Below are 19,295 nucleotides of genomic sequence, written 5' to 3'. Positions count from 1 at the left end.
GGAGCGCCGCCGTGCGGCAGACTGCTCGACATGCCCAGGGTAGCCACAGGGGAGTCCGTCCTCACTCGCGTGGTCCGGATCATCGAGGTCTTCACCGCGTCCCGTCGTTCGTGGACGATCACCGAGATCGCCCGCGCGGCGGACCTGCCGATCGCGACCACGTCGCGGCTGGTCGCCGAACTCGTCGGGCACGGTCTCCTCGCGCGGGAACCGGACGGCCGGGTCAGCGTCGGGATGCGGTTGTGGGAGCTGGCCCAGCGCGCCTCACCCGCGTTGTCGCTGCGGGAAGCGGCGATGCCGTTCCTCGAAGACGTGCACCACGTGGTGGGCCAGCACGTGCAATTGAGCGTCCTGGACGGGGACGAAGTGCTCTTCGTGGAGCGGCTGTCCGCGCCCGGCGCGGTGATCAACTACACCGACATCGCCGGCCGGTTGCCCCTGCACGCGTCCTCGTCCGGGCTCGTGCTGCTCGCGCACTCGCCGCCCGCGGTGCGGCAGCGGATCCTCGGCCGTCCCCTGCGCCGCTACACCGAGCACACGATCGCGGACCCCGACGCGTTGCGCCGGGTACTGGCCGCGGCGCGCCGGACCGGGCACGTGATCGCCGAAGGGCACATCCACGCCGAGGCCACCGGCGTCGCCGTGCCGATCCGGGGGAGCGAGGACACGGTCGCGGCGGCCCTGTCGGTCATCGTGCCGCGGGAAACCGACGCGTTCGCGCTGGTCCCCGTGCTGCGCACGGCGGCCCGTGCCATCTCCCGCGCGCTCGCCCGGTCATCCATTCATTGAGAATGCCCTTCTCAAGGGTGACGCTGGTTCGCATCCTTCCGTAATACCCACGGGAGGTAGCCAGGTGACCGAAGTCGTTCACGTCAAGCAAAGCCGGGAGCGGGCGAACGCGGGCACCGCGCGCGTCGCGGCCATCCACGCCGAAGCCGACGGCGTCGTGAGCCTCGTGCTCACCGACCCCGCGGGCGGGCGGCTGCCGGACTGGGCGCCGGGCGCCCACATCGACCTGGTGTTGCCCAACGGGTGCACTCGCCAGTACTCCCTGTGCGGCGATCGGTGGGACGCCCGCTCCTACCGCGTAGGAGTCCTGCGCGAACCGGCGAGCCGCGGCGGGTCGGCCTACGTCCACGAGACCCTGCGCGAGGGTGAGCTGATCGGGCTCGGCGGGCCACGCAACAACTTCCCGCTCGTGCCGGCCCGGCGCTACCTCTTCGTCGCGGGCGGCATCGGCCTCACGCCGCTGCTGCCGATGATCGCGCAGGCGGACCTGCTCGAAGCCGACTGGAGCCTGCTCTACGGCGGCCGCACGCGGAAGTCGATGGCGTTCCTCGACGAGCTGGTCCGCTACGGCGAGCGGGTGCGGATCGCGCCCCAGGACGAGGTCGGGCTGCTGGACCTGCCGCGATTCCTCGGGGAGCCGCGGGAGGACACCAAGGTCTACGCCTGCGGTCCGGGGCCGCTGCTCGACGCGATCGCCGTGGCGACCAGCGGCTGGCCAAGGCAGGCGGTGCGGACCGAGCGCTTCACGGCCCGCGACCGCGCCGCGGGCGGCCACGACACCTCGTTCGAGCTGACCCTCGCCCGATCCGGCCGGACGGTCGTCGTCGGCCCGGACCAGACGGTGCTGGAGGCCGTCGCGTCGACGGGCGTCGACGTGCTGTCTTCCTGCCGGCAGGGCACCTGCGGCACCTGCGAGACCACCGTGCTGGCCGGCCGGCCCGACCACCGCGACTCGATCCTCGACGACGACGAGCAGCAGGCGGGGGACTGCATGTTCCCGTGCGTGTCCCGCGCCCTCGGCGAGCGGCTCGTCCTCGACCTCTGACCCCGGCCCGCCCGCACTTTCACCATCCACAATGGAGTGATCACGGTGACCACCCAGCTGTCCGCCACCGCGCCCGCCACCGACGCCGACCCGTTCTGCGACGAGGTGCTCGCCGACCCGATCCCGCTGCAGCGCGCCCTGCGCGACGCCGGACCCGTCGTCCACCTGAGCACCTACGACATCCTCGCCTTCGCCCGCTACGAGCAGGTGCACGCCGCACTCGTGGACTGGCAGGGGTTCCAGTCCGGTGCCGGGGTCGGGCTGGCGAACTTCCGCAAGGAGCCGCCGTGGCGCCCGCCCAGCCTGCTCCTCGAAGCCGACCCGCCGCGCCACGACGCCCCGCGACGGGTCCTGCAGAAGATCCTTTCGCCCCGGGCCCTGCGCGCGCTCCGTGAGAAGTGGAGTTCTGAAGCCGAAGCCCTGGTCGACGAAGTGCTCGGCGATCGGTCCGGCACCGTCGAAATCGACGCCGTGCCCGAGCTGACCGAGTCCTTCCCGCTGCGGGTCTTCCCCGACGCCGTCGGCATTCCCGCGCAGGGACGGGAAAACCTGCTGCCCTACGGCGACCACCTGTTCAACAGCTTCGGCCCGCACAACCACCTCATCGAAGCGGGCGAGCCCCGCGCGGGCGAATTGCTGGCATGGACGACCGCGCAGTGCCGCCGCGAGGTACTCGCCCCCGAAGGATTCGGCGCCGACATCTGGGCCGCCGCCGACCGCGGCGACATCCTGCCCGAGCAGGCGCCGCTGATCGTGCGATCGCTGCTCTCGGCCGGGGTCGACACCACCGTGCACGGCCTTTCCGCGCTCCTGCACGCTTTCGCCACCCACGCCGGTCAATGGGCGCGCCTGCGCGCCGACCCGGCGCTGGCCCGGGTGGCCTTCGACGAAGCCGTCCGCTGGGAGTCGCCGGTCCAGGTCTTCTTCCGCACCGCCACCAGGGACATCGAAATCGGCGGCCGGACCGTCCCCGACGGGCACAAGATCCTGATGTTCCTCGGCGCGGCCAACCGCGACGAACGCCGCTGGGGCGCCGACGCCGACCGGTTCGACCTCGGCCGTGATCCCTCGGGCCACGTCGGCTTCGGGATGGGCATCCACCAGTGCGTCGGCCAGCACGTCGCCCGGCTGGAGGCCGAGGCGCTGCTCACCGCGCTCGCGCGCCGCGTCGAGCACCTCGAACCCGCCGCGCCACCGCGCCGGCACCTCAACAACACGCTGCGGTCGTGGGAGTCACTGCCGCTGCGCATCCGGATCGCCTGACACTCGACGTACTGGAAGGACAACGATGTCCCAGGACCTGCGCGCCGACCTCGACGAAGGCCCCATGCACCGCTCGCAATGGGTGGCCGTCGCCGTCTGCGTACTGCTCAACATGCTCGACGGCTTCGACGTGCTCGTCATGGCGTTCACCGGCAAGGCGGTCTCCGCCGAATTCGGCCTCAACGGCGCCCAGCTCGGGTTGCTGCTCTCGGCGGGCCTGGTCGGCATGGCCGCCGGATCGCTGTTCCTCGCGCCGTTCGCCGACCGCGTCGGCAGGCGGCCGCTGATCCTCGGCTGCCTCGCGATCGTCAGCGCCGGCATGCTGCTCTCCTCGCTGAGCGGCTCGGCGACCCAGCTCGGGCTGCTGCGCGTGTTCACCGGGATCGGCATCGGCGGAATCCTCGCCTGCAGCAACACCATCGCCGCCGAATACGCCTCCCATCGCTGGCGCGGCCTCGCGGTGAGCCTCAACTCCACCGGCTACGCCCTCGGCGCCACCCTCGGCGGGCTGATCGCCGTCGTGCTGATCGGCGCGTTCGGCTGGCGCTCGGTGTTCCTCTTCGGTGGTGTCGCGACCCTGCTCGCGATCCCGCTCGTGCTCGCCGGAATGCCCGAGTCGCTCGACTTCCTGCTCACCCGCCGCCCGAACCGGGCACTGGACAAGGTCAACGCCGTCGCCCGCCGCTTCGGGCGCCCGCCACTGGACGCGCTGCCCACGGTCACCACCGCGCCGGCCGGGGTCGCCGCGGGCTTCCGGACGCTGCTCGCACCACGGCTGCGCCGCGCCACCCTGGTCCTGTGGACGGCCTTTTTCCTCGTCATGGCCGGCTTCTACTTCGTCACCAGCTGGACCCCGACCCTGCTGGTCGAAGCGGGCCTGTCCGCCACCCAGGGCCTGACCGGCGGCACCCTGCTCAACCTCGGCGGCATCTTCGGCGCCACCGCGCTGGGCGCGCTCGCCGCCCGCTGGCCACTGCGCACCGTCCTCATCGTCTACCTCCTCGCCACCGCCGCCATGCTGGCGCTGTTCCTGGCCGCGCTCGGCTCGCTGACCAGCGCCTTCGCCGCCGGCGCGCTGATCGGGCTGTTCGTCAACGGCTGCGTCGCGGGCCTCTACGCCCTGACCCCCGTCGTCTACGACAGCGGAGTACGCGCGACCGGCGTCGGCACGGCGATCAGCATCGGCCGGATCGGCGCCATCCTGTCGCCCACGGTCGCCGGTGCCCTGCTTGACGCCGGGTGGACGCCGCGGAGCTTGTACCTGGCCTTCGCCGTTGTCTTCGTCCTCACCGCCGCGTCGCTGATCCTGCTGCGCGCCGAGCCGAAACAGCTCGCGCGCAGGGAAGCCGACCCCGTCCAGGCGTAGAACCGCGGCACCTCGCGGTGACGTTGACGTTCGCCGAGGCCGTACACCGGGTATGCCAGGGGCATGGCTGAACGAAAGGACAACCTCCTCACCCGGCAGCGGTCGATCGCCGCGCCGGCCGACCTGGTGCTCAACACCGCCGCGGACGTGACCCACGTGCCTGCCTGGCTGCCCGGCTCGGTGCGGCTGGTGGACTCCGGGCAGATCGACGTGTGCGTCGGGAGCGGCACGGTCCACGTCGCGGCTGGTGATGGTGGCGAGTCGGCTTACGAGGTTGTTCTCGACCCGGCGCGCCAAGTGCTGTCCTGGACTCCCGCGGACCCCGGTGGCTGGCCGGGGGAACTGCGGGTGTCCGACGGTGGGGCCGCAGGGGCGCGGCCAGTGCCCGGACATGCTTCTCGTAGCAATGGCCGCTGAAGCATTCGTCGTCCAGCAAACCGGGTAGGCCGATCGCGGAGAGCTTGGTGAGCATCCGGGCATGGCGGATCACCCGCGGATTCGCGCTGAGGGGATCGAGCACCGGACTGCCCGCCGTCACCAGCGCTCGCGTCAGATCAGGCCGTCGGCTCGCGAGGAGGCGGGCGAGCCAGCCACCGCGGCTCTGTCCCAACAGGACGATCGGACCGCCGGTGGCCCGTGCGTGGTGCTCCGCGCGCTGTTCGATGCGGTCCACCATTTCGGTGGTGCAGCCCACGTTGAGTCCGATGCGGGCGCAGGCCGGTGGCCAGGCGTCCATTGGCGATTTTCACGCGCCCTCCCGTCCACAGTGCACTCCGCGTACCCGGGACGGCCTCCGGAAAACAAGTGTTCCCTGCGCCGGGTGGACTGAACGGCCTCGGCCTGGGTACCTGAAGCCGATGTACGCCGACGCGCTCGTCCAGCCGTGGCTGGAGATCCTGCTCCGGGAAACCCCCGGGATCGACCTGTTCGACATCCACACCCACATCGGGCAGAACGACCCGAGTGGCTTCCACGCCGAGCTGCCCGAACTGCGCGAGGCACTGGCCCGCGTCGGCGCCCGCGCCGCGGTGTTCCCGTTGAGCGAGCCGGAGGGCTACTCCGCGGCCAACGACAAGGTGATCGACGTGGCGGCCGACGACCCGGCCCTCGTCCCGTTCTGCCGGATTTCGCCCCACGACCACCCGGTCCGGGAGGCGGATCGCTGCGTCGAACGCGGTGCCGCGGGGATCAAGTTGCACCCGGCCAGCGACGAGTTCACCATCGACGACGAGCGGCTCACCGGGGTGTTCGACCTGGCCGAAGCTCGGCGCCTGCCGGTCCTGGCGCACGCGGGGCCGGAGAACAAGCCGTTCGGGGACAGCCTGACGGACCTGCTGACCGATCGCCCCGAACTCCGCTTCATCGTCGCGCACGCCGGGCTCACCGACCTGTCGTGCCTGGCCGGTCGTGCGGCCGACTTCCCGAACCTGTTCTTCGACACCTCGTGGTGGAGCCCGACCGACCTGGTGTTGCTGCTGGGCACGGTGCCACCCGGACAGGTGCTCTTCGGCAGCGACCTGCCCTACTCGACCCCCTTGTGGGGTGCGCACGCCGCGCTGCGCTGCGCCCGGTACGCGGGCTTGGACCCGGCGCAGATCCGGTCGGTGATGGGTGGGCAGGCGCGGCGGCTGGTCGAGCGGGCCGACGTGCTCGACCAGGGACCGGCGCCCGGTCCGCCGCCCCCGCTGGACCTGCTGCTGGAACGGCTCTACGTCTACCTGGCCGCCGGTGTCGAAGCCACCAAGCGCGGTGAGGGGCCGGAACAGATGCTCGACCTGGCCAAGCACTGCTGCCGCGTGCCCGCCGATCACCCCCACGTCGAGGTGTTCGCGTCCGTCGAACAACTGCTCGACCGCTATGCCGACCACGAACTCACGTCAAGCACGCCCTACGCGCCCGGCTGGGACCTCATCACCGCGGCCGCGATGGTGGCCCGCACCCCCGGACCGCCCCTTCCCTGATGTACGGCACCTGCTCTGGTGTCACGAAAGCACGAATGAAGACCTCTTCATATGTGTGTTACGGTGCTGGAGGCAGGTGGGCCGGGGCGCGGGAGGGCAGTGTGCGGGCGTCGTCGTTGTTCGCGAACCGGGATTATCGGTATCTGTTCGCCGCGCAGGTCGTGGCGTTGTCCGGCACCGGGCTGGCCACGGTCGCGCTGGGGTTGCTCGCCTACGAGCTGGCGGGGGAACGGGCGGGCGCGGTGCTCGGGACTGCGCTGGCGATCAAGATGGTGGCCTACGTGACGATCGCGCCGATAGCGGGCGCGTACGCGGACCGGTTGCCGCGGCGCGCGTTCCTGGTGGGGCTGGACCTGGTGCGGGCGGCGGTGGTGCTGGCGTTGCCGTTCGTCGCCGAGATCTGGCAGGTCTACGTGCTGATCTTCGTGCTGCAGTCGGCGTCGGCGGCGTTCACGCCGACGTTCCAGGCGGTGCTGCCGGACATCCTGCCCGAGGAGAAGCAGTACACGCGGGCGTTGTCGGCGTCGTCGCTGGCATCGAGCATGGAAACGTTGCTGAGCCCGGTGCTGGCCGCGGCACTGCTCAGCGTGGTGAGCTTCCACTGGTTGTTCAGCGGCACCACAGCGGGATTCCTGGCTTCGGCGCTGCTGGTGATGAGCTCGTGCATTCCGCGGGCCAAGCCGAGTCCTCGGGCGGAAGTCCTCGATCGCATCGCGGCGGGAACGAAGATTTTCGTTGCCACGCCACGGTTGCGGGCGGTACTGGCCCTGGACCTGGCGGTGGCGGGTGCCGGTGCGGTGGTCATGGTCAACACGGTGAACTACGTCCACGACGCACTCGGGCTGGCCGACGCGGAGGTCGCGCTCCTGCTGGCGGCCCATGGCGCGGGCACGATCGTGGTGGCACTGGCGCTGCCGAAGGTGCTGGACCGGCTCGCCGAGCGCACGGTGATGACCACCGGTGCGGCGGTGTCGTGCGCCGGGATGGCCGGTGCGCTCGGTTTGTCCGCTGTGGACGGTGGGGAGTGGCGGTGGCCGGTCGCGCTGGTGGTGTGGGCGGTGTTCGGGGCCGGTGTGGCGCTGGTGCTGACCCCGGTGGGCCGGGTGTTGCGGCGCTCGAGCGCCCCGGCGGATCGTCCGGCGATCTTCGCCGCGCAGTTCTCGCTCTCGCACGCGTGCTGGTTGCTCAGCTACCCGATCGCGGGCTGGGGCGTGACGACGTTCGGGTTCACCGCGGGCTGGATCGCGCTGGGCGTGCTCGCCTTCGGTGGGACCGTCGCCGCAGTGGTGTTGTGGCCGAGGCGCGACCCCGAAATCCTCACCCACGTGCACTTCGACGTGCCCGCCGACGATGACCACCTCGCCGACGCGGAACCGGTCCCCACCGGCGGCTGGCGGCACACGCACGCCTTCACCATCGACGCCCGCCACCGCACCTGGCCCACGACGCGAGCGCTGCAAAAGACCTGAACGGCGGCCGACTCAGCGCAGACTCGTCGCCGACGGCGATGCTGCCACCGATCACCGTGCCTGCCGCGTCACCTCGGTGACCACCGCGGTCTCACTCTCAGACGCCGACTACTGCACGGTTCGGCCTGAGCGCTCGACGATGGTGTGGGCCGAGGATTCCTGGTGCGCGTCAGGCGGCCGATCGGTCGAGGCCGAGGATGCGGGTCAGGTCGCGCAGGCATTCTTCGAAGACGGGTTCCAGATCGGAGTAGGCGAAGTCCAGTTGGTGCAGGACTTCCATGCACAGCAGGCCGTACAGCCGGGTCCAGCAGGACAGGAAGACGTGCGCGGCTTCGGGTGGGAGCCGTCCGCCGATGGTGGCGGAGTAGGTGGTCAGCTGCTCGCGCAGCGATGCGGGTAGGTCGGCCGGGTCGGGTACGGGGAACGGGTTCGTCTCCCACAGTTCGACGGTGAGGTCCAGCAGGACCTGCTCGAACCGTTGCCCTGCCTGGTGGCGTTCCGAGTCCGGTTGCCGGTTCGCCGGGGTGATGGGGCTGGCGAAGATCCAGCCGAACTCGGCCGGGTGGGCGATGGCCCAGGCGCGCATGGCCCGGCAGGCCGCGAGTATGCGCTCGCCGGCCGGTGCGCCGGCGTGGGCGTCGCGGGCCTGTTCCATGGTGGTGGCCAGTTCGCGGAAGAAGTCCGCGGTCACCGCCCCGATCAGCGCGTCGTGGCCGGAGTAGTAGTGGTACAGCGCGGGCCCGCTCATGCCCACTTCCCTGGCGACCGCGTTGATGGTGACCGCCGCCGGTCCCTGGTCGACCAGGAGCTTGCGCACCGCCGCGTGGATCTCCGCCAAGGCGGTCTTGCGCAGCCTGTCGCGCCGGTTGCCGGTCTGTGCGGACATCCCACTCCTCTGTCGCTCGGGTAGCACCGTTGACACCCTAGATCATCTATGGTTCCTTAATGCCTCTAAGATAACTTAGAAGCATTAAGGAGTGCTCGTGAAGTCCGAGTGGCAGGGAGACCGGAGATGAAGGTGGTCATCGTGGGAGGCGGTATCGGCGGGCTGGCGGCGGCCGTCGCCTTCGGGCAGCGCGGCTGGCAGGTGGAGGTCCTCGAACGCGCTCCCGAGTTCACCGAAATCGGTGCGGGGGTGTCGATCCAGCCCAACGGCCTTCGCGCGCTGGACGCACTGGGCCTGGGCGATTCCCTGCGCTCCGGCGGCCTGGCCGATCCGCTCGCCGGCGTCCGCCGCACGGACGGGAGGTGGCTGATCCGCAACGACGTCGACGACCTGAAACGCCGCTTCGGCCAGTGGGTGACCGTGCACCGGGCCGCCCTGATCGACCTGCTGCGCGCGGCCGTGGCCGCACCGGCTCTGCGGCCGGGCACCGAGGTGCACTCGGTCCGCCCTGACGGCACGGTCGTGCACAGCGGCGGGACCTCGACGGCGGATCTCGTGGTGGGCGCGGACGGCGTGCACAGCGTGACGCGCCGGTCGGTCTGGCCACACGTGCCGGGCGCGCACTACGTCGGCTACACCACCTGGCGCCTCATCACGACACCTCACCCCATCGCGGTGAGCGCGGAGACCTGGGGGAGGGGCGAACGGTTCGGGCACGTGCCGATGCCCGACGGCCGCATCTACTGCTACCTGATGGCCAATGCCCCGGCCGGCTCCCGCACGGGCCTGGACCGGCTGCGAGAGCGGTTCGCGCGCTGGCACGAGCCCATCCCGGCCTTGTTGACCAGTGCGCGCGAGGACGCGGTGTCGCAGCACGACACCTACGAACTGTCCGAACTGGACACCTACGTCTCCGGGAACGTCGCGCTGCTCGGGGACGCCGCGCACGCGATGACCCCCAACCTGGGGCAGGGCGCCTGCCAGGCACTGGAGGACGCGGTCACGCTCGCCGCGGCGGTGGACACCCTCGGCGTGCGCGCGGGACTGGAGGAATACGACCGCGTTCGCCGGCCGCGCACCCAGCTGATCGCCCGCCGCTCCCGCCAGGCGGGTGCTCCCGCGCACTGGACGTCCCCGCCCCTGACCGCTCTGCGGGACGTGGCGCTTCCCCGCCTGCCGAACTCGCTTTTCGCCAGTTCGGTCACGTCCGCCTACACCTGGACGCTCTGAAACCGCCCAGCACACTTCGAAAGGCCGGTCGGATGCTCTTCCCCCGAATCGTGATCGCCCTCGTCGGAGTGATCACCACGGTCGGTGCCGTACTCGCCGACCTGGTCATCCCCGACCTGGCCGCGCAGCACGCCTTCAACCCCGCGTGGCCTCCCCACGCCAAGTTCCACGACGCCCAGTACATCGTGATGACGGTGCTCCTCGGCACCCTCAGTCTGCTCCTGGTCGCGCGGCGAGCCCGGAACCCGCGAGGCCGGCTGCTGTGCGCCGCCGCCATCCTGGCCACTCCCTGGCTCGGCATGGTCGGCGCGAGGCTGTTCCCCGGCACCGCCACCCACGACCCGGAATTCGCCGGTCAGACCCTGTTCGTGCTCGGCCTGCACGGGCAGGTCTTCCTCGCCGTTGTCCTACTCCTCGCCCTGGGCGGCGCGACGGTGGCGACACTGCGCGTCCCCGCGGATCCCGACCATCGGCTGTGAGCCGCCGCTGCTGATCAGGTAGGTGGTGCGACCCGGGTCGGCGCGGCGCCGCAGGGGGTCGCGGAACAGGCGGATCAGCAGGCTCGCCGGGGTGAGGACGAGGTAGTAGAAGACCGCGAGGAGGACGGTGCGCACGGCTGCTCCCGGTGCTCAGTCGAGGGGGATGTGGTCCCGCCAGTCGGTTTCTTCGGTGAAGGCGGGCTGCTCCGCCTTGTCCAGCAGGAAACCGCCGAGGGCGAGCAGGTCGATGTCGGTGCGCATGAAGCACGTGTACGCCTCGGCCGGGGTGTTGACGATGGGTTCCCCGCGGACGTTGAACGAGGTGTTCACCAGCACCGGGCAGCCGGTCCGCTCCTTGAACACCTCGAGCAGGCGCCGGTAGCGCGGCTCGGCTTCGGCGCCCACCGTCTGGATCCGCGCCGACGAGTCCACGTGCGTCACCGCCGGGATGGTGGAGCGGCGCTGGTGCAGCAGTGCCAGCCCGGTCGCGGTCTCCGGTTCCGCGGGTGGCACGCGCTGCCCCGGCGAGACGTCCGCGACCAGCAGCATGTACGGGCTCTCCTGGTCCAGTTCGAACCAGTCCTTCGCGTCCTCGGCGAGCACGGCGGGCGCGAACGGGCGGAACGACTCCCGGAACTTGATCTTCAGGTTCATCGTCGACTGCATGTGCTCGTTCCGCGCGTCGCCGAGGATGGAGCGGGCTCCCAGTGCTCGAGGCCCGAATTCCAGCCGGCCTTGGAACCAGCCGACGACCTTGCCGTCCTCCAGCGCGCCGGCGACGCGGTCCAGCAACGCCCGTTCATCGAGGCGCTGGTGCGGAAGGCCGTGGTGGTCGAGGAAAGCGCTGATCTCGGCGTCCGAATAGGAGGGTCCGAGCCGGGCGCCGCGCATGGTGGCGGGGCGGGCGCCTGCGGTGGCCAGTGCCGCGCCGAGCGCGCCGCCGGCGTCCCCGGCGGCCGGTTGCACCCACAGGTGGTCGAAGATCTGCGCCCGCGCCAGTTTCCCGTTGGCGACGCAGTTGAGCGCCACCCCGCCCGCCAGGCACAGCCGCGACTCGCCGGTCAGCGCACGGGCGGTGCGAGCCAGCCGCAGCACCACCTCTTCGGTGACCTCCTGCACGGACGCCGCGAGGTCGAACTCCCGCTCGGTCAGCGAGCCTTCCGGAGTACGTCGTGGCCCGCCGAAGAGGCGTTCGAAGGCGGCACCGGTCATCACCCGGCCGTGCAGGAATTCGAAGTACCGCAGGTTCAGCCGGAACGATCCGTCCGGCTTCAGGTCGAGCAGTTCCCGGCGGATCAGCTCCGCGTACCGCGGCTTCCCGTACGGCGCGAGACCCATCAGCTTGTACTCGCCCGAGTCCACCTTGAACCCGCAGAAGTAGGTGAACGCCGAGTACAGCAGGCCGAGTGAATGGGGGAAGCGCAGTTCGGCGAGGGGCCGGAGGCCCTCGGGTGTGCCGTGCCAGAACGAAGTGGTCGCCCATTCGCCGACCCCGTCGAGGCACAACACGGCCGCCGACTCGAACGGGCTGGGGTAGAAGGCCGAAGCCGCGTGCGACTCGTGGTGGCGCAAGGTGACCACCCGTTGTCCGGGTGCGAGGCCGAGTTCGCGCCGCACGGTCCGCTTCATCCGCAGCTTCCACGCCAGCCACGGCGGAAGGCTTTCGCGGAACGACGAGAAGCCGAGGGGTGCGAGCCCGGCGTAGGTCGCCGCGATCCGGCGGAACTTCAGCGCCGAGTCCTCGTAGAACGCCACCGCCCCCAGGTCTCCGACGGAGATCCCGGCTTCGCGCAGGCAGTACTCGACGGCGTGGTGCGGGAACGACGGGTCGTGCTTGCGCCGGGTGAAGCGCTCCTCCTGCGCCGCCGCCACGATCTCGCCACCGGCGACCAGTGCCGCCGCGCTGTCGTGGAAGAACGCGGAAATCCCGAGTACCGGCCGCTCAGCCATCGATCATCTCCTTGACCCGTCCGCGTGCCCTGGCCAGCCAGCCGGTCGACGCGGTGAGCGCCCGGTACCCCGTGCGCACCCTGGTCCACGCCGCCGTCCGCGCACCGGCTTCGGCCGAGGGCGGCAGTGCGGACAGGTAGGTGTCGACCGCGTCGGCGGCCCAGGCCGAATGCCCGGTGGCCACGTTGTCGATGGTGTTGTGGATGTCGACGAACCGGGTGCTGAACCCGTGGTGGCGCAAGGCGATCCGGGCCCGGCGGTAGCTGCCGCCGACGCCGGACAACTCCATCGCCAGGTTCAGCCCGAGCACCTCGGGCAGGAAGGTGCGGGGGAAGCGCCCGATGCACAGCCAGAACACCGGCAGCGCGAACGACTCCTCGCGGAAGCCGGGCCACCCGGCGAACTCCGGCGAACCGGTCGGTGGTGGCCGCACGTCCATCTCGGCCAGCACCTCGCGGTAGATGCGCGGGTGGTTGAGGTCCGGTCTGCCGTTGCCGAGTTCGTCCCAGTAGGTGTCGAACAACGCGTGCCCGATGTCGGTGGCCGCCAGTTCGTAGTCGGTGAAGCCCTGCAGCCAGGCGCCGTCGATCAGGGTCAGCGGGGCCAGTTGCACGGTCGAGTCGACCAGTGCCTCCCGCGACGGGAGCGGGGCGTCCGCGGTCAGCTCGAACTCGCGGGCGTGCCGTTCGTGCTGGTCGCTGAGCCACGGCCGCAGCCCCTCGGCAGGCCACTCGCCGGGCAGCGGCATCTCGACCGATTCGAGGTCGGTCCCGGCCCGCGCGAGCCAGCGCCGCACGTATCGCGTGCTGTAGCGGCGCAGGGCCGGAGTGCCGGTGCGGTGCTGCAAGGCGTGGTAGGCCGCGCGCAGGTCCGCCGGTTCCCGGCCGTCCTCGCCGGCGGAGGTGAAGGACGGCAACCGCGGTGTGGTGCTGCGCTGGGAAAGTGACGTCGGTGCCGTCGGTGCCGGCACCTCCGCCGACGCGGCCGGGAGGGAGTCGATCCACCGCCGGATCACCGCCACGTCCTGCTCGGCGAACACGCGGAACATCGGTCCCCGGTCCGAGATCAGGCTGGTGACCAGTGGGCTGGCCTCGGCGCGGCCGGGCCGTACCAGCCTGCTTCCCGCCAGTGCGGCCAGCAGCGGCTCCGGAGCGGACCGGGCCTGCGCCAGCCACTCGGCCAGCGGGCGCCCGGCCAGGGTGAAGTCGCGGTGGTAGACCGCCCCCTCCCTGGCCCGGCGCCGGAGCAACGCGGCCATTTCGTACGCCGGTGCCCTGGCCGCGTCCAGCTCGGCGTGCAGGTCTTCGTCGGCAGCGGTGAGCGCGCCCAGCGCCCAGTCGAAACCGAGCGCGACCCGTTCCCCGTCGAACCGCGTGGCAGCCAGCCTGCACTGCCCGGCCGGGTCGGCGCCGTCCTGCCGTGCCGCGCCGGGATCGAGCGCCGTCCAGTCCGCCGCGGCCGGAGCCGTGTCACGGACGAAGGTGAGCGCGGGCAGCAGGCCGACCGCGCGCAGGCACAGATCGGCGCCGGTTATCTCCGCCAGGAAGTCGCCGGGACGGCGGCTCATCGCCAGCAGTACCGCGGGCACCACGAACGCCGCGTCGCCGATCCGGTGGTCCAGCGCGAGGCGGGCCGCGGGAACGGCGTGCTCGAACAGGCCGAGGTGGCGCAGCAACGCGCGGAAGGCGCTGCCCCGCGAGGCGTGCGGACGGCCGACACCCACGTCGGCGGCGTAGAGCGCGAGCAGGCGCAACGCCACCGCGTCTTCGGCGTTGCCGGGGCTGGTGAGCCACTGCAGCCACGCACCGGTCAGCGAAGCCAGCGGCGCGCAGCCCAGTACCGCGCGTTTCACCGCCTCGGAGTCCCCGGCGAAGTCGCGGTACCGCTCGGCTCGCTCAGCCGACCAGCACCTCGCCGCGTGCTCGCGTTCGGGGAGGTCGTGGTGCGAGCCCGGAAACCGGTGCAGTTCCGCCCTGATCTCGGTGATGAGCGCGCCACCGGGCAGCGCGCATTCGGGATCGGCGGCCACCTGGTACACCGCACGCGCGGTGGGTTCCATGCGCCCCTCCCTAGAACAGCGGGTAGACCGAAGCGTCATCGGTCTTCTTCCGCTTGCGCCGGAACAGCTTCGCGACGATTCTGCGCAACACGGTCACGGTGGCGCCCCTTTCAGGTGAGCGACAGCTCGGTGGCGAGCAGTCCGGCGACGAGGTCGTGGCCTTCGTCGGTGAAGTGGATCCGGTCGACGAACACCCAGTCGTCCGGTTCGAGCGCGGCGGCGAGCACCGGGTTGAAGTCGAGGAACCGCACGCCGAGCGACGCACAGCCGGCGCGCAGTGCGTCGGCGTACCGGCGGCCCGCCTCGGGAGCGGCGATCCCGGCATAGGTGCCGGTGAAGTCCGATCGCTCGTCCAGCTCGTCGAACAGGAGCTGTTCCTGGGGGGCCGGGCGCTCCCGCACCCACGGCGCGAGGGGTTGCAGCACGAAGGTGAGCCGGGCGTCGCCGGCGAGCAGCCGCCAGGTGGCCAACTGCCGGAGAGTGAGTTCGGCGGCGTTCGCGATCTGCTCGGCCGGGCCGGGCACGCGCTCGGCCACCTCGCGGGCCGCCCGCCGCTCGGCGCGGGTGGGCGGCCCGCCCAGTTCGGCGGTCTTGTCGAAGAACTCGGTGCAGCGGAAGAAGGCCCCGTTCTCACCCTGCTGGGAAGCGGGCAGGCGGGCCAGTGCCAGCGTGTTGAACCCGGAGAACACCACGATCTCGGCGACCTCGGGCACCAGGTGCCGGTGCAGGGTGAACAGCAGCAGTTCCTGGGTGGCGTTGTAGCTGCGGCCGCCGAAGTTGAGCCAGGGCCGCGAGGGCGCGTACTTCGTCCACAGCCGGGAGGGCAGCGTGGCCTCGTCCCGGGTGGCGCCGGTGCCGAACACCGCGGAGTTGCCCGCCAGCACGTTGACCGGCCCGTCCGGCACGTGGCCGCCCGGGGAGGCGTGCGCGCCGGAGCCGTGCGAAAGGCGGAATCCCAGCCGGTCCGTGCGCACCACCGGCGAATCGTGCCCGGCGGGCTGGAAATACATCAGGTACGGCAGCCAGCGCACGGTTCCGCGCACGTACAACCGTTCCGAGTATTCCGGCATCTGCGGTGTGAGGATGTCGCGATGGGATTTCACGGATCGAACCCCCAGTGCTTTTCGTTCGCTTTCGACACCGTAGCGCCGCTTCGCCGGAGTGGGCAAGTTCGGTGACCGATTAGCGCGGCTAATCGGATCGATTAGCCGTCCGGTGTTGATCGTCGCGAAGCCGTTGCGGCATGCTTCGACGGGTACCGGATCCGGCTGCGGCCACCGTGGGGGGTGACATGCTCGGCGCGACGACTTTCCTGATAGGTAAGAGAAATTCCGTTGATCCCGTGGTGTGCGCCCAGCGCATCGCGATGGCCGGGCTGCGAGCGGTCGACGCCGGGGAACGGGTGCGGGAAACCGTGCGTGACCACGTGCGGGGAGAACTGCTCGAATCCGCGGAACGCGTTTTCGTCCTGTGTGTCGGAAAAGCCGGTGCCGCTTTGCTGGACGGGATAACCGGGACACTCGGCGGCCGGGTGTGCGAAACCATGGCGGTCGGCGCGCCCGGTTATCCACTTCCGGAAGCGGATTTCACCGCTGTCGGCGACCACCCCTTTCCCGGACGCCGAAGCGCCCGCGCGGCGGCGGGACTGCGCGCGTTCCTCGGCGACCGCGAGCTGGGCGCCGGTGACCTGGTGCTGGTCGGGGTCTCCGGCGGGGCCACCGCGATGCTCGCCGATCCGGTGCCGCCGCTCGACCACGACGACCTCCACGCCGTCAGCGCCGGGTTGCTCGGCTCCGGCATCGACGTGACCGAGGCGAACGACCTGCGCCGGGCGCTGTCCCGGCTGCACGCGGGCGGCCTGCTGGACCACTTCGGCCCGGCCCGCGCCGTCGGCCTGGTCGTGTCCGACAACGTGCAGATCGGCGACGCCGGGGTCGCCTCCGGCCTGACCTTCCCGGGGCCGACGGGTCTCGGCCGAGCCGCCGAGGTGGCCGGGAAGTACCTGCGCGACCCCGGTCTCCGCCGCCTGGTACTGGCCGCGCTCGCGAACGTGCCCGAGGCCCGCGGCCAGGGCGCGCGCGTGGCGAACTTCCACGTGACCGGTGGGGACACGGCCGTCGAGGCGATGGTCCGGTCCGCCGCGGACGAGGGCTTCGACGTGGTCTCGCTCGGCGGGCGCGTGCAGGGCCCGGTCACCGAGGTGGCCGAGCGGTTCGTCCAGCTGCTGACCACCCGCCGGAGAAGGCCGACGCTGGTGGTCGGCGGGGGAGAGGTGACCGTCGAGCTGCGCGGCGACGGCGAAGGCGGTCGTTGCCAGGAACTCGCGTGGCGGGTCGGGCTCGCGCTGGACGGGCTGCCCGGGACCGGGTTCGCCGCGGTCGCCAGCGACGGCGTGGACTTCCTCCCGCACTCGTCGGGGGCCTGGGTCGACGGCGGTTCGGTGGCCCGCGCCACCGCGGCGGGCATCGCCGTCGAAGCCGCGCTGGCCGCGAACGACACCTATCCCGCCCACGCTGCGCTCGGCCAGATCATCCGCCACGCGCCCGGGCGCACCAACGTCTGCGACCTCTACGTCGGCTGTGTCGATCCGGACCCGGCGGTGGCGCGGTGACGGGCGCCCGCCGGATCCTGCTGCTCGGCGGTGGTGTCGGGTCCTACGCGGTGCTGAAGGCGCTGCGCCCGCACGCCGAGGCCGTCTTCGTCGCGGAGTCGGCCGGGGTGGCGAACGAATGCGCCGCGTCCACGATGGCGGACGGCGCGGTGACCGTGAGCGGCTGGTTCCCGCCGTGGTCCCCCGCCGCGCGCTCGGACGAGGAACCGCGCGTGATCGGTGAGCTGCTGGACGCCGCCGCCGCGATGTCGGCCACCCACGTGGTGGCCGTCCGCGAAACGCTGGTCCTCCCGTTGTCCGCGCACCACAAGGCGTTCGAGGACCGCGGCCTGACGCTCTGCGTGCCGCCGGAGGGAGCCGTCCGGTCCATCCACGACAAGTTCGCGCTGCACCGGCACGCACTGGAGCACGGCGTCGGGGTGCCCGCCATGCGGACCGTCCGGGAAACCGGTGAGGCGCTGGACGTAGCCGAGTCGCTGGGCTATCCGGTGATCGTGCGCTCGGACGTCTCGGCCGGGTCGAGCGGAGTTCGCTACGCCGGGGACCCGCGGGCACTGCGCGGCACCGTCGCCGACTGGCTCGGGAAGGGCAGGCGGGTGGCGATCAGCGAGTACGTCGCCGGCGCGGTCGAGCCCTCCGGGGTGCTGGTGCTCGGCCGCGACGGCCGGGTGCTGGCCGAGACCTGGCTCCGCAAGATCCGCTACGCCAGCGCCAGCCGCTCGTGCTGCGTGGTGACCACCGGGCCGCCGCCGGGCGTGGAGGGCCTGCGCGAACTGCTCGCCGGCATCGGTTTCCGGGGCATGGCGGGCATCCAGCTCAAGCGCGACGACCGGACGGGGCGCTGCGTACTGGTGGAGATCAACGCCAGGCCGGGGCAGAACAGCAAGATCGTGCTGGAGCTGTGGCGGCGTGCGGGGGCCGACCCCGGCCGGATCCTGCTGGGTGCCTTCGAGCCGCCCACCGGGGCGCCGGAGTTCGCGCCGCCCGCCGGGCTGGTCGGGGTTTCGGTGCCCGAAGACCTGATGGCCCTCTACCGCGCACTCGGCCCGCCGTCGCGGATCGGCGCCCGGCCGGACAACCCGGCACCGTCGCCCCGGCTGATCGCCCGCTCGTTCGCCGACAGCTACCTGCGCCGGCGGTGCACGGTGGATTCGGTGTCCCGGTCGCTGGTCACCGACCACCGGTTCTTCCTGCGCTCGGTGCCCGCACTGCTCGGCCGGATCGCCGCCGAGCCGCTCGGCCTGGTGCCCTGGGGCGACCTCGACCTGCTGTCCAGGGCGGGTGGTCATGGCTGAGCTGACCGTACTGGACGACAGCGACGTCGCCCGCCTGCTGACGCCCGCCGCCACCGTCGCCGTGCTCCGCGACGCGCTCGCCCGGCACGCGCGGGGCGAGCTGTCGGCACCACCGAGGGCGCGCGTCCCGCTCGGACCCGGCGGCACCCTGGTGGCCAGTGCGGGTGGCGCGGCGGACGTCGGTTACGGCCTGCGCTGTTACGAAACGGGTTTCGACGTCGAACAGCTGACCGTGGTGTGGTCGGCGGCCACCGGCCTGCTCGCCGGCGTGGTGGCCGGGCGGCTGCTCGGCGAATACCGGACCGGTGCGCTGGGCGCGCTGGCGGTGGCGGCGGTCCGGAGTGGACGCTGCGGGCCGCTGGCCGTGCTCGGCTGCGGCAGGCAGGCGTGGGCTCAGCTGTGGGCGCTGAGCGCGCTCGTCGAACCGGCGGAAGTGCGGGTGTTCTCGCGGCGTGGCGGGCACGGATTCGCCCGCGAGGTCGCCGAAAGCTTCGGCTGGCGCTCGCAGGCCACCTCGGACGCCAAGACCGCGGTGGTGGGCGCCGACGTGGTCCTGCTCGCGACGAACAGCCAGGTCCCGGTCGTCGAGCCGGACTGGCTCGACCCGCTCGCCCACGTCAGCACCATCGGGCCGAAAACGTCTGCCGGCCATGAACTTCCGCCGTCGGCCTACCGCGATCGGCTGGTGTACACCGATTCGGCCGCGCAGGTGGCGGCCTATCCCGGTGGATGCGCGTTCGACGGCGTGCCGGGCGAACTGTCCACGCTCGGGCCCGCGCGCGGCCGGGGCACCGCGTACCTGTCGGCCGGGCTGACCGGGACCGAGGTCCTGCTCGCCTGCCACGTGCTCGCCGAGCACGAGCGGAATTCGTGAACGACCGAGGAATGGGGA

The 19,295-nt window shown here is 71.8% G+C and carries 17 protein-coding genes; 12 read left to right on the top strand and 5 right to left on the bottom strand.

Annotated elements, in window-relative coordinates; genetic code table 11:
- Positions 1–30: 30 nt before the first annotated feature.
- From L3Q67_RS34845 to L3Q67_RS34815, 7 genes are all read left to right on the top strand, one after another.
- Positions 31–789: an IclR family transcriptional regulator gene (locus L3Q67_RS34845; protein ID WP_499185662.1), complete on the top strand. Its 759-nt coding sequence runs from the start codon at positions 31–33 to the stop codon at positions 787–789.
- Between the two features lie 64 nt (positions 790–853).
- Entirely contained in the window at positions 854–1,834 is a 981-nt protein-coding gene (locus L3Q67_RS34840) for a PDR/VanB family oxidoreductase (RefSeq protein WP_499185661.1), read from the top strand.
- 45 nt (positions 1,835–1,879) lie between these two features.
- Positions 1,880–3,097, top strand: coding sequence for a cytochrome P450 family protein (locus L3Q67_RS34835; protein ID WP_499185660.1), 1,218 nt, complete (start codon positions 1,880–1,882; stop codon positions 3,095–3,097).
- A gap of 25 nt (positions 3,098–3,122) precedes the next feature.
- A complete protein-coding gene (locus tag L3Q67_RS34830) occupies positions 3,123–4,463 on the top strand; it encodes an MFS transporter (RefSeq protein WP_499185659.1) in 1,341 nt (446 codons plus the stop codon).
- 63 nt (positions 4,464–4,526) lie between these two features.
- Positions 4,527–4,880, top strand: coding sequence for an SRPBCC family protein (locus tag L3Q67_RS34825; RefSeq protein WP_499185658.1), 354 nt, complete (start codon positions 4,527–4,529; stop codon positions 4,878–4,880).
- A gap of 440 nt (positions 4,881–5,320) precedes the next feature.
- Positions 5,321–6,424, top strand: coding sequence for an amidohydrolase family protein (locus L3Q67_RS34820; protein ID WP_499185657.1), 1,104 nt, complete (start codon positions 5,321–5,323; stop codon positions 6,422–6,424).
- Positions 6,425–6,525: 101 nt separating this feature from the next.
- Complete coding sequence (locus L3Q67_RS34815) at positions 6,526–7,893, top strand: MFS transporter (RefSeq protein ID WP_499185656.1); 1,368 nt, start codon at positions 6,526–6,528, stop codon at positions 7,891–7,893.
- 169 nt (positions 7,894–8,062) lie between these two features.
- Here the strand turns inward: L3Q67_RS34815 and L3Q67_RS34810 are convergent, their stop codons facing one another.
- Positions 8,063–8,779, bottom strand: a complete 717-nt coding sequence (locus tag L3Q67_RS34810; protein ID WP_499185655.1) for a TetR/AcrR family transcriptional regulator — start codon at positions 8,777–8,779, stop codon at positions 8,063–8,065.
- A gap of 126 nt (positions 8,780–8,905) precedes the next feature.
- On the opposite strand from L3Q67_RS34810, the gene L3Q67_RS34805 reads away from it, so the two are divergent.
- Both L3Q67_RS34805 and L3Q67_RS34800 read left to right on the top strand, forming a co-directional pair.
- Complete coding sequence (locus L3Q67_RS34805; protein ID WP_499185654.1) at positions 8,906–10,009, top strand: flavin-dependent monooxygenase; 1,104 nt, start codon at positions 8,906–8,908, stop codon at positions 10,007–10,009.
- A 32-nt stretch (positions 10,010–10,041) separates the two neighbouring features.
- Positions 10,042–10,488, top strand: a complete 447-nt coding sequence (locus tag L3Q67_RS34800) for a DUF6640 family protein (protein ID WP_499185653.1) — start codon at positions 10,042–10,044, stop codon at positions 10,486–10,488.
- Here L3Q67_RS34800 and L3Q67_RS34795 read toward each other — a convergent pair.
- The 4 genes from L3Q67_RS34795 to L3Q67_RS34780 form a co-directional block, all read right to left on the bottom strand.
- The gene (locus L3Q67_RS34795; RefSeq protein ID WP_499185652.1) at positions 10,417–10,623 is read right to left on the bottom strand and encodes a hypothetical protein; all 207 of its coding nucleotides are present in this window, start codon (positions 10,621–10,623) and stop codon (positions 10,417–10,419) included. The genes L3Q67_RS34800 and L3Q67_RS34795 overlap by 72 nt on opposite strands.
- 15 nt (positions 10,624–10,638) lie before the next feature.
- Positions 10,639–12,438 (bottom strand): carbamoyltransferase family protein, encoded by a 1,800-nt coding sequence (locus L3Q67_RS34790; protein WP_499185651.1) that lies wholly within the window; start codon positions 12,436–12,438, stop codon positions 10,639–10,641.
- The gene (locus L3Q67_RS34785) at positions 12,431–14,497 is read right to left on the bottom strand and encodes an iron-containing redox enzyme family protein (RefSeq protein ID WP_499185650.1); all 2,067 of its coding nucleotides are present in this window, start codon (positions 14,495–14,497) and stop codon (positions 12,431–12,433) included. Before L3Q67_RS34785 ends, L3Q67_RS34790 begins: the two co-directional genes overlap by 8 nt.
- A 110-nt stretch (positions 14,498–14,607) precedes the next feature.
- Positions 14,608–15,600, bottom strand: a complete 993-nt coding sequence (locus L3Q67_RS34780) for an SGNH/GDSL hydrolase family protein (RefSeq protein WP_499185649.1) — start codon at positions 15,598–15,600, stop codon at positions 14,608–14,610.
- A 239-nt stretch (positions 15,601–15,839) separates the two neighbouring features.
- On the opposite strand from L3Q67_RS34780, the gene L3Q67_RS34775 reads away from it, so the two are divergent.
- Genes L3Q67_RS34775 through L3Q67_RS34765 form a run of 3 tightly spaced genes read left to right on the top strand, consistent with a single transcriptional unit; the run spans position 15,840 to position 19,277 of the window.
- Positions 15,840–17,108, top strand: coding sequence for a DUF4147 domain-containing protein (locus tag L3Q67_RS34775; RefSeq protein ID WP_499185648.1), 1,269 nt, complete (start codon positions 15,840–15,842; stop codon positions 17,106–17,108).
- Positions 17,105–18,403, top strand: a complete 1,299-nt coding sequence (locus tag L3Q67_RS34770; RefSeq protein WP_499185647.1) for an ATP-grasp domain-containing protein — start codon at positions 17,105–17,107, stop codon at positions 18,401–18,403. The genes L3Q67_RS34775 and L3Q67_RS34770 overlap by 4 nt, the downstream gene beginning before the upstream one ends.
- Complete coding sequence (locus L3Q67_RS34765; protein ID WP_499185646.1) at positions 18,396–19,277, top strand: hypothetical protein; 882 nt, start codon at positions 18,396–18,398, stop codon at positions 19,275–19,277. The genes L3Q67_RS34770 and L3Q67_RS34765 overlap by 8 nt, the downstream gene beginning before the upstream one ends.
- Positions 19,278–19,295 lie beyond the last annotated feature (18 nt).

This window comes from Saccharothrix sp. AJ9571 (assembly GCF_021725495.1).
GTDB lineage: Bacteria > Actinomycetota > Actinomycetes > Mycobacteriales > Pseudonocardiaceae > Amycolatopsis > Amycolatopsis magusensis.
The sequence above is the reverse complement of the archived record's forward strand: the minus strand, read 5'-3'. Positions and strand labels throughout refer to the sequence as shown.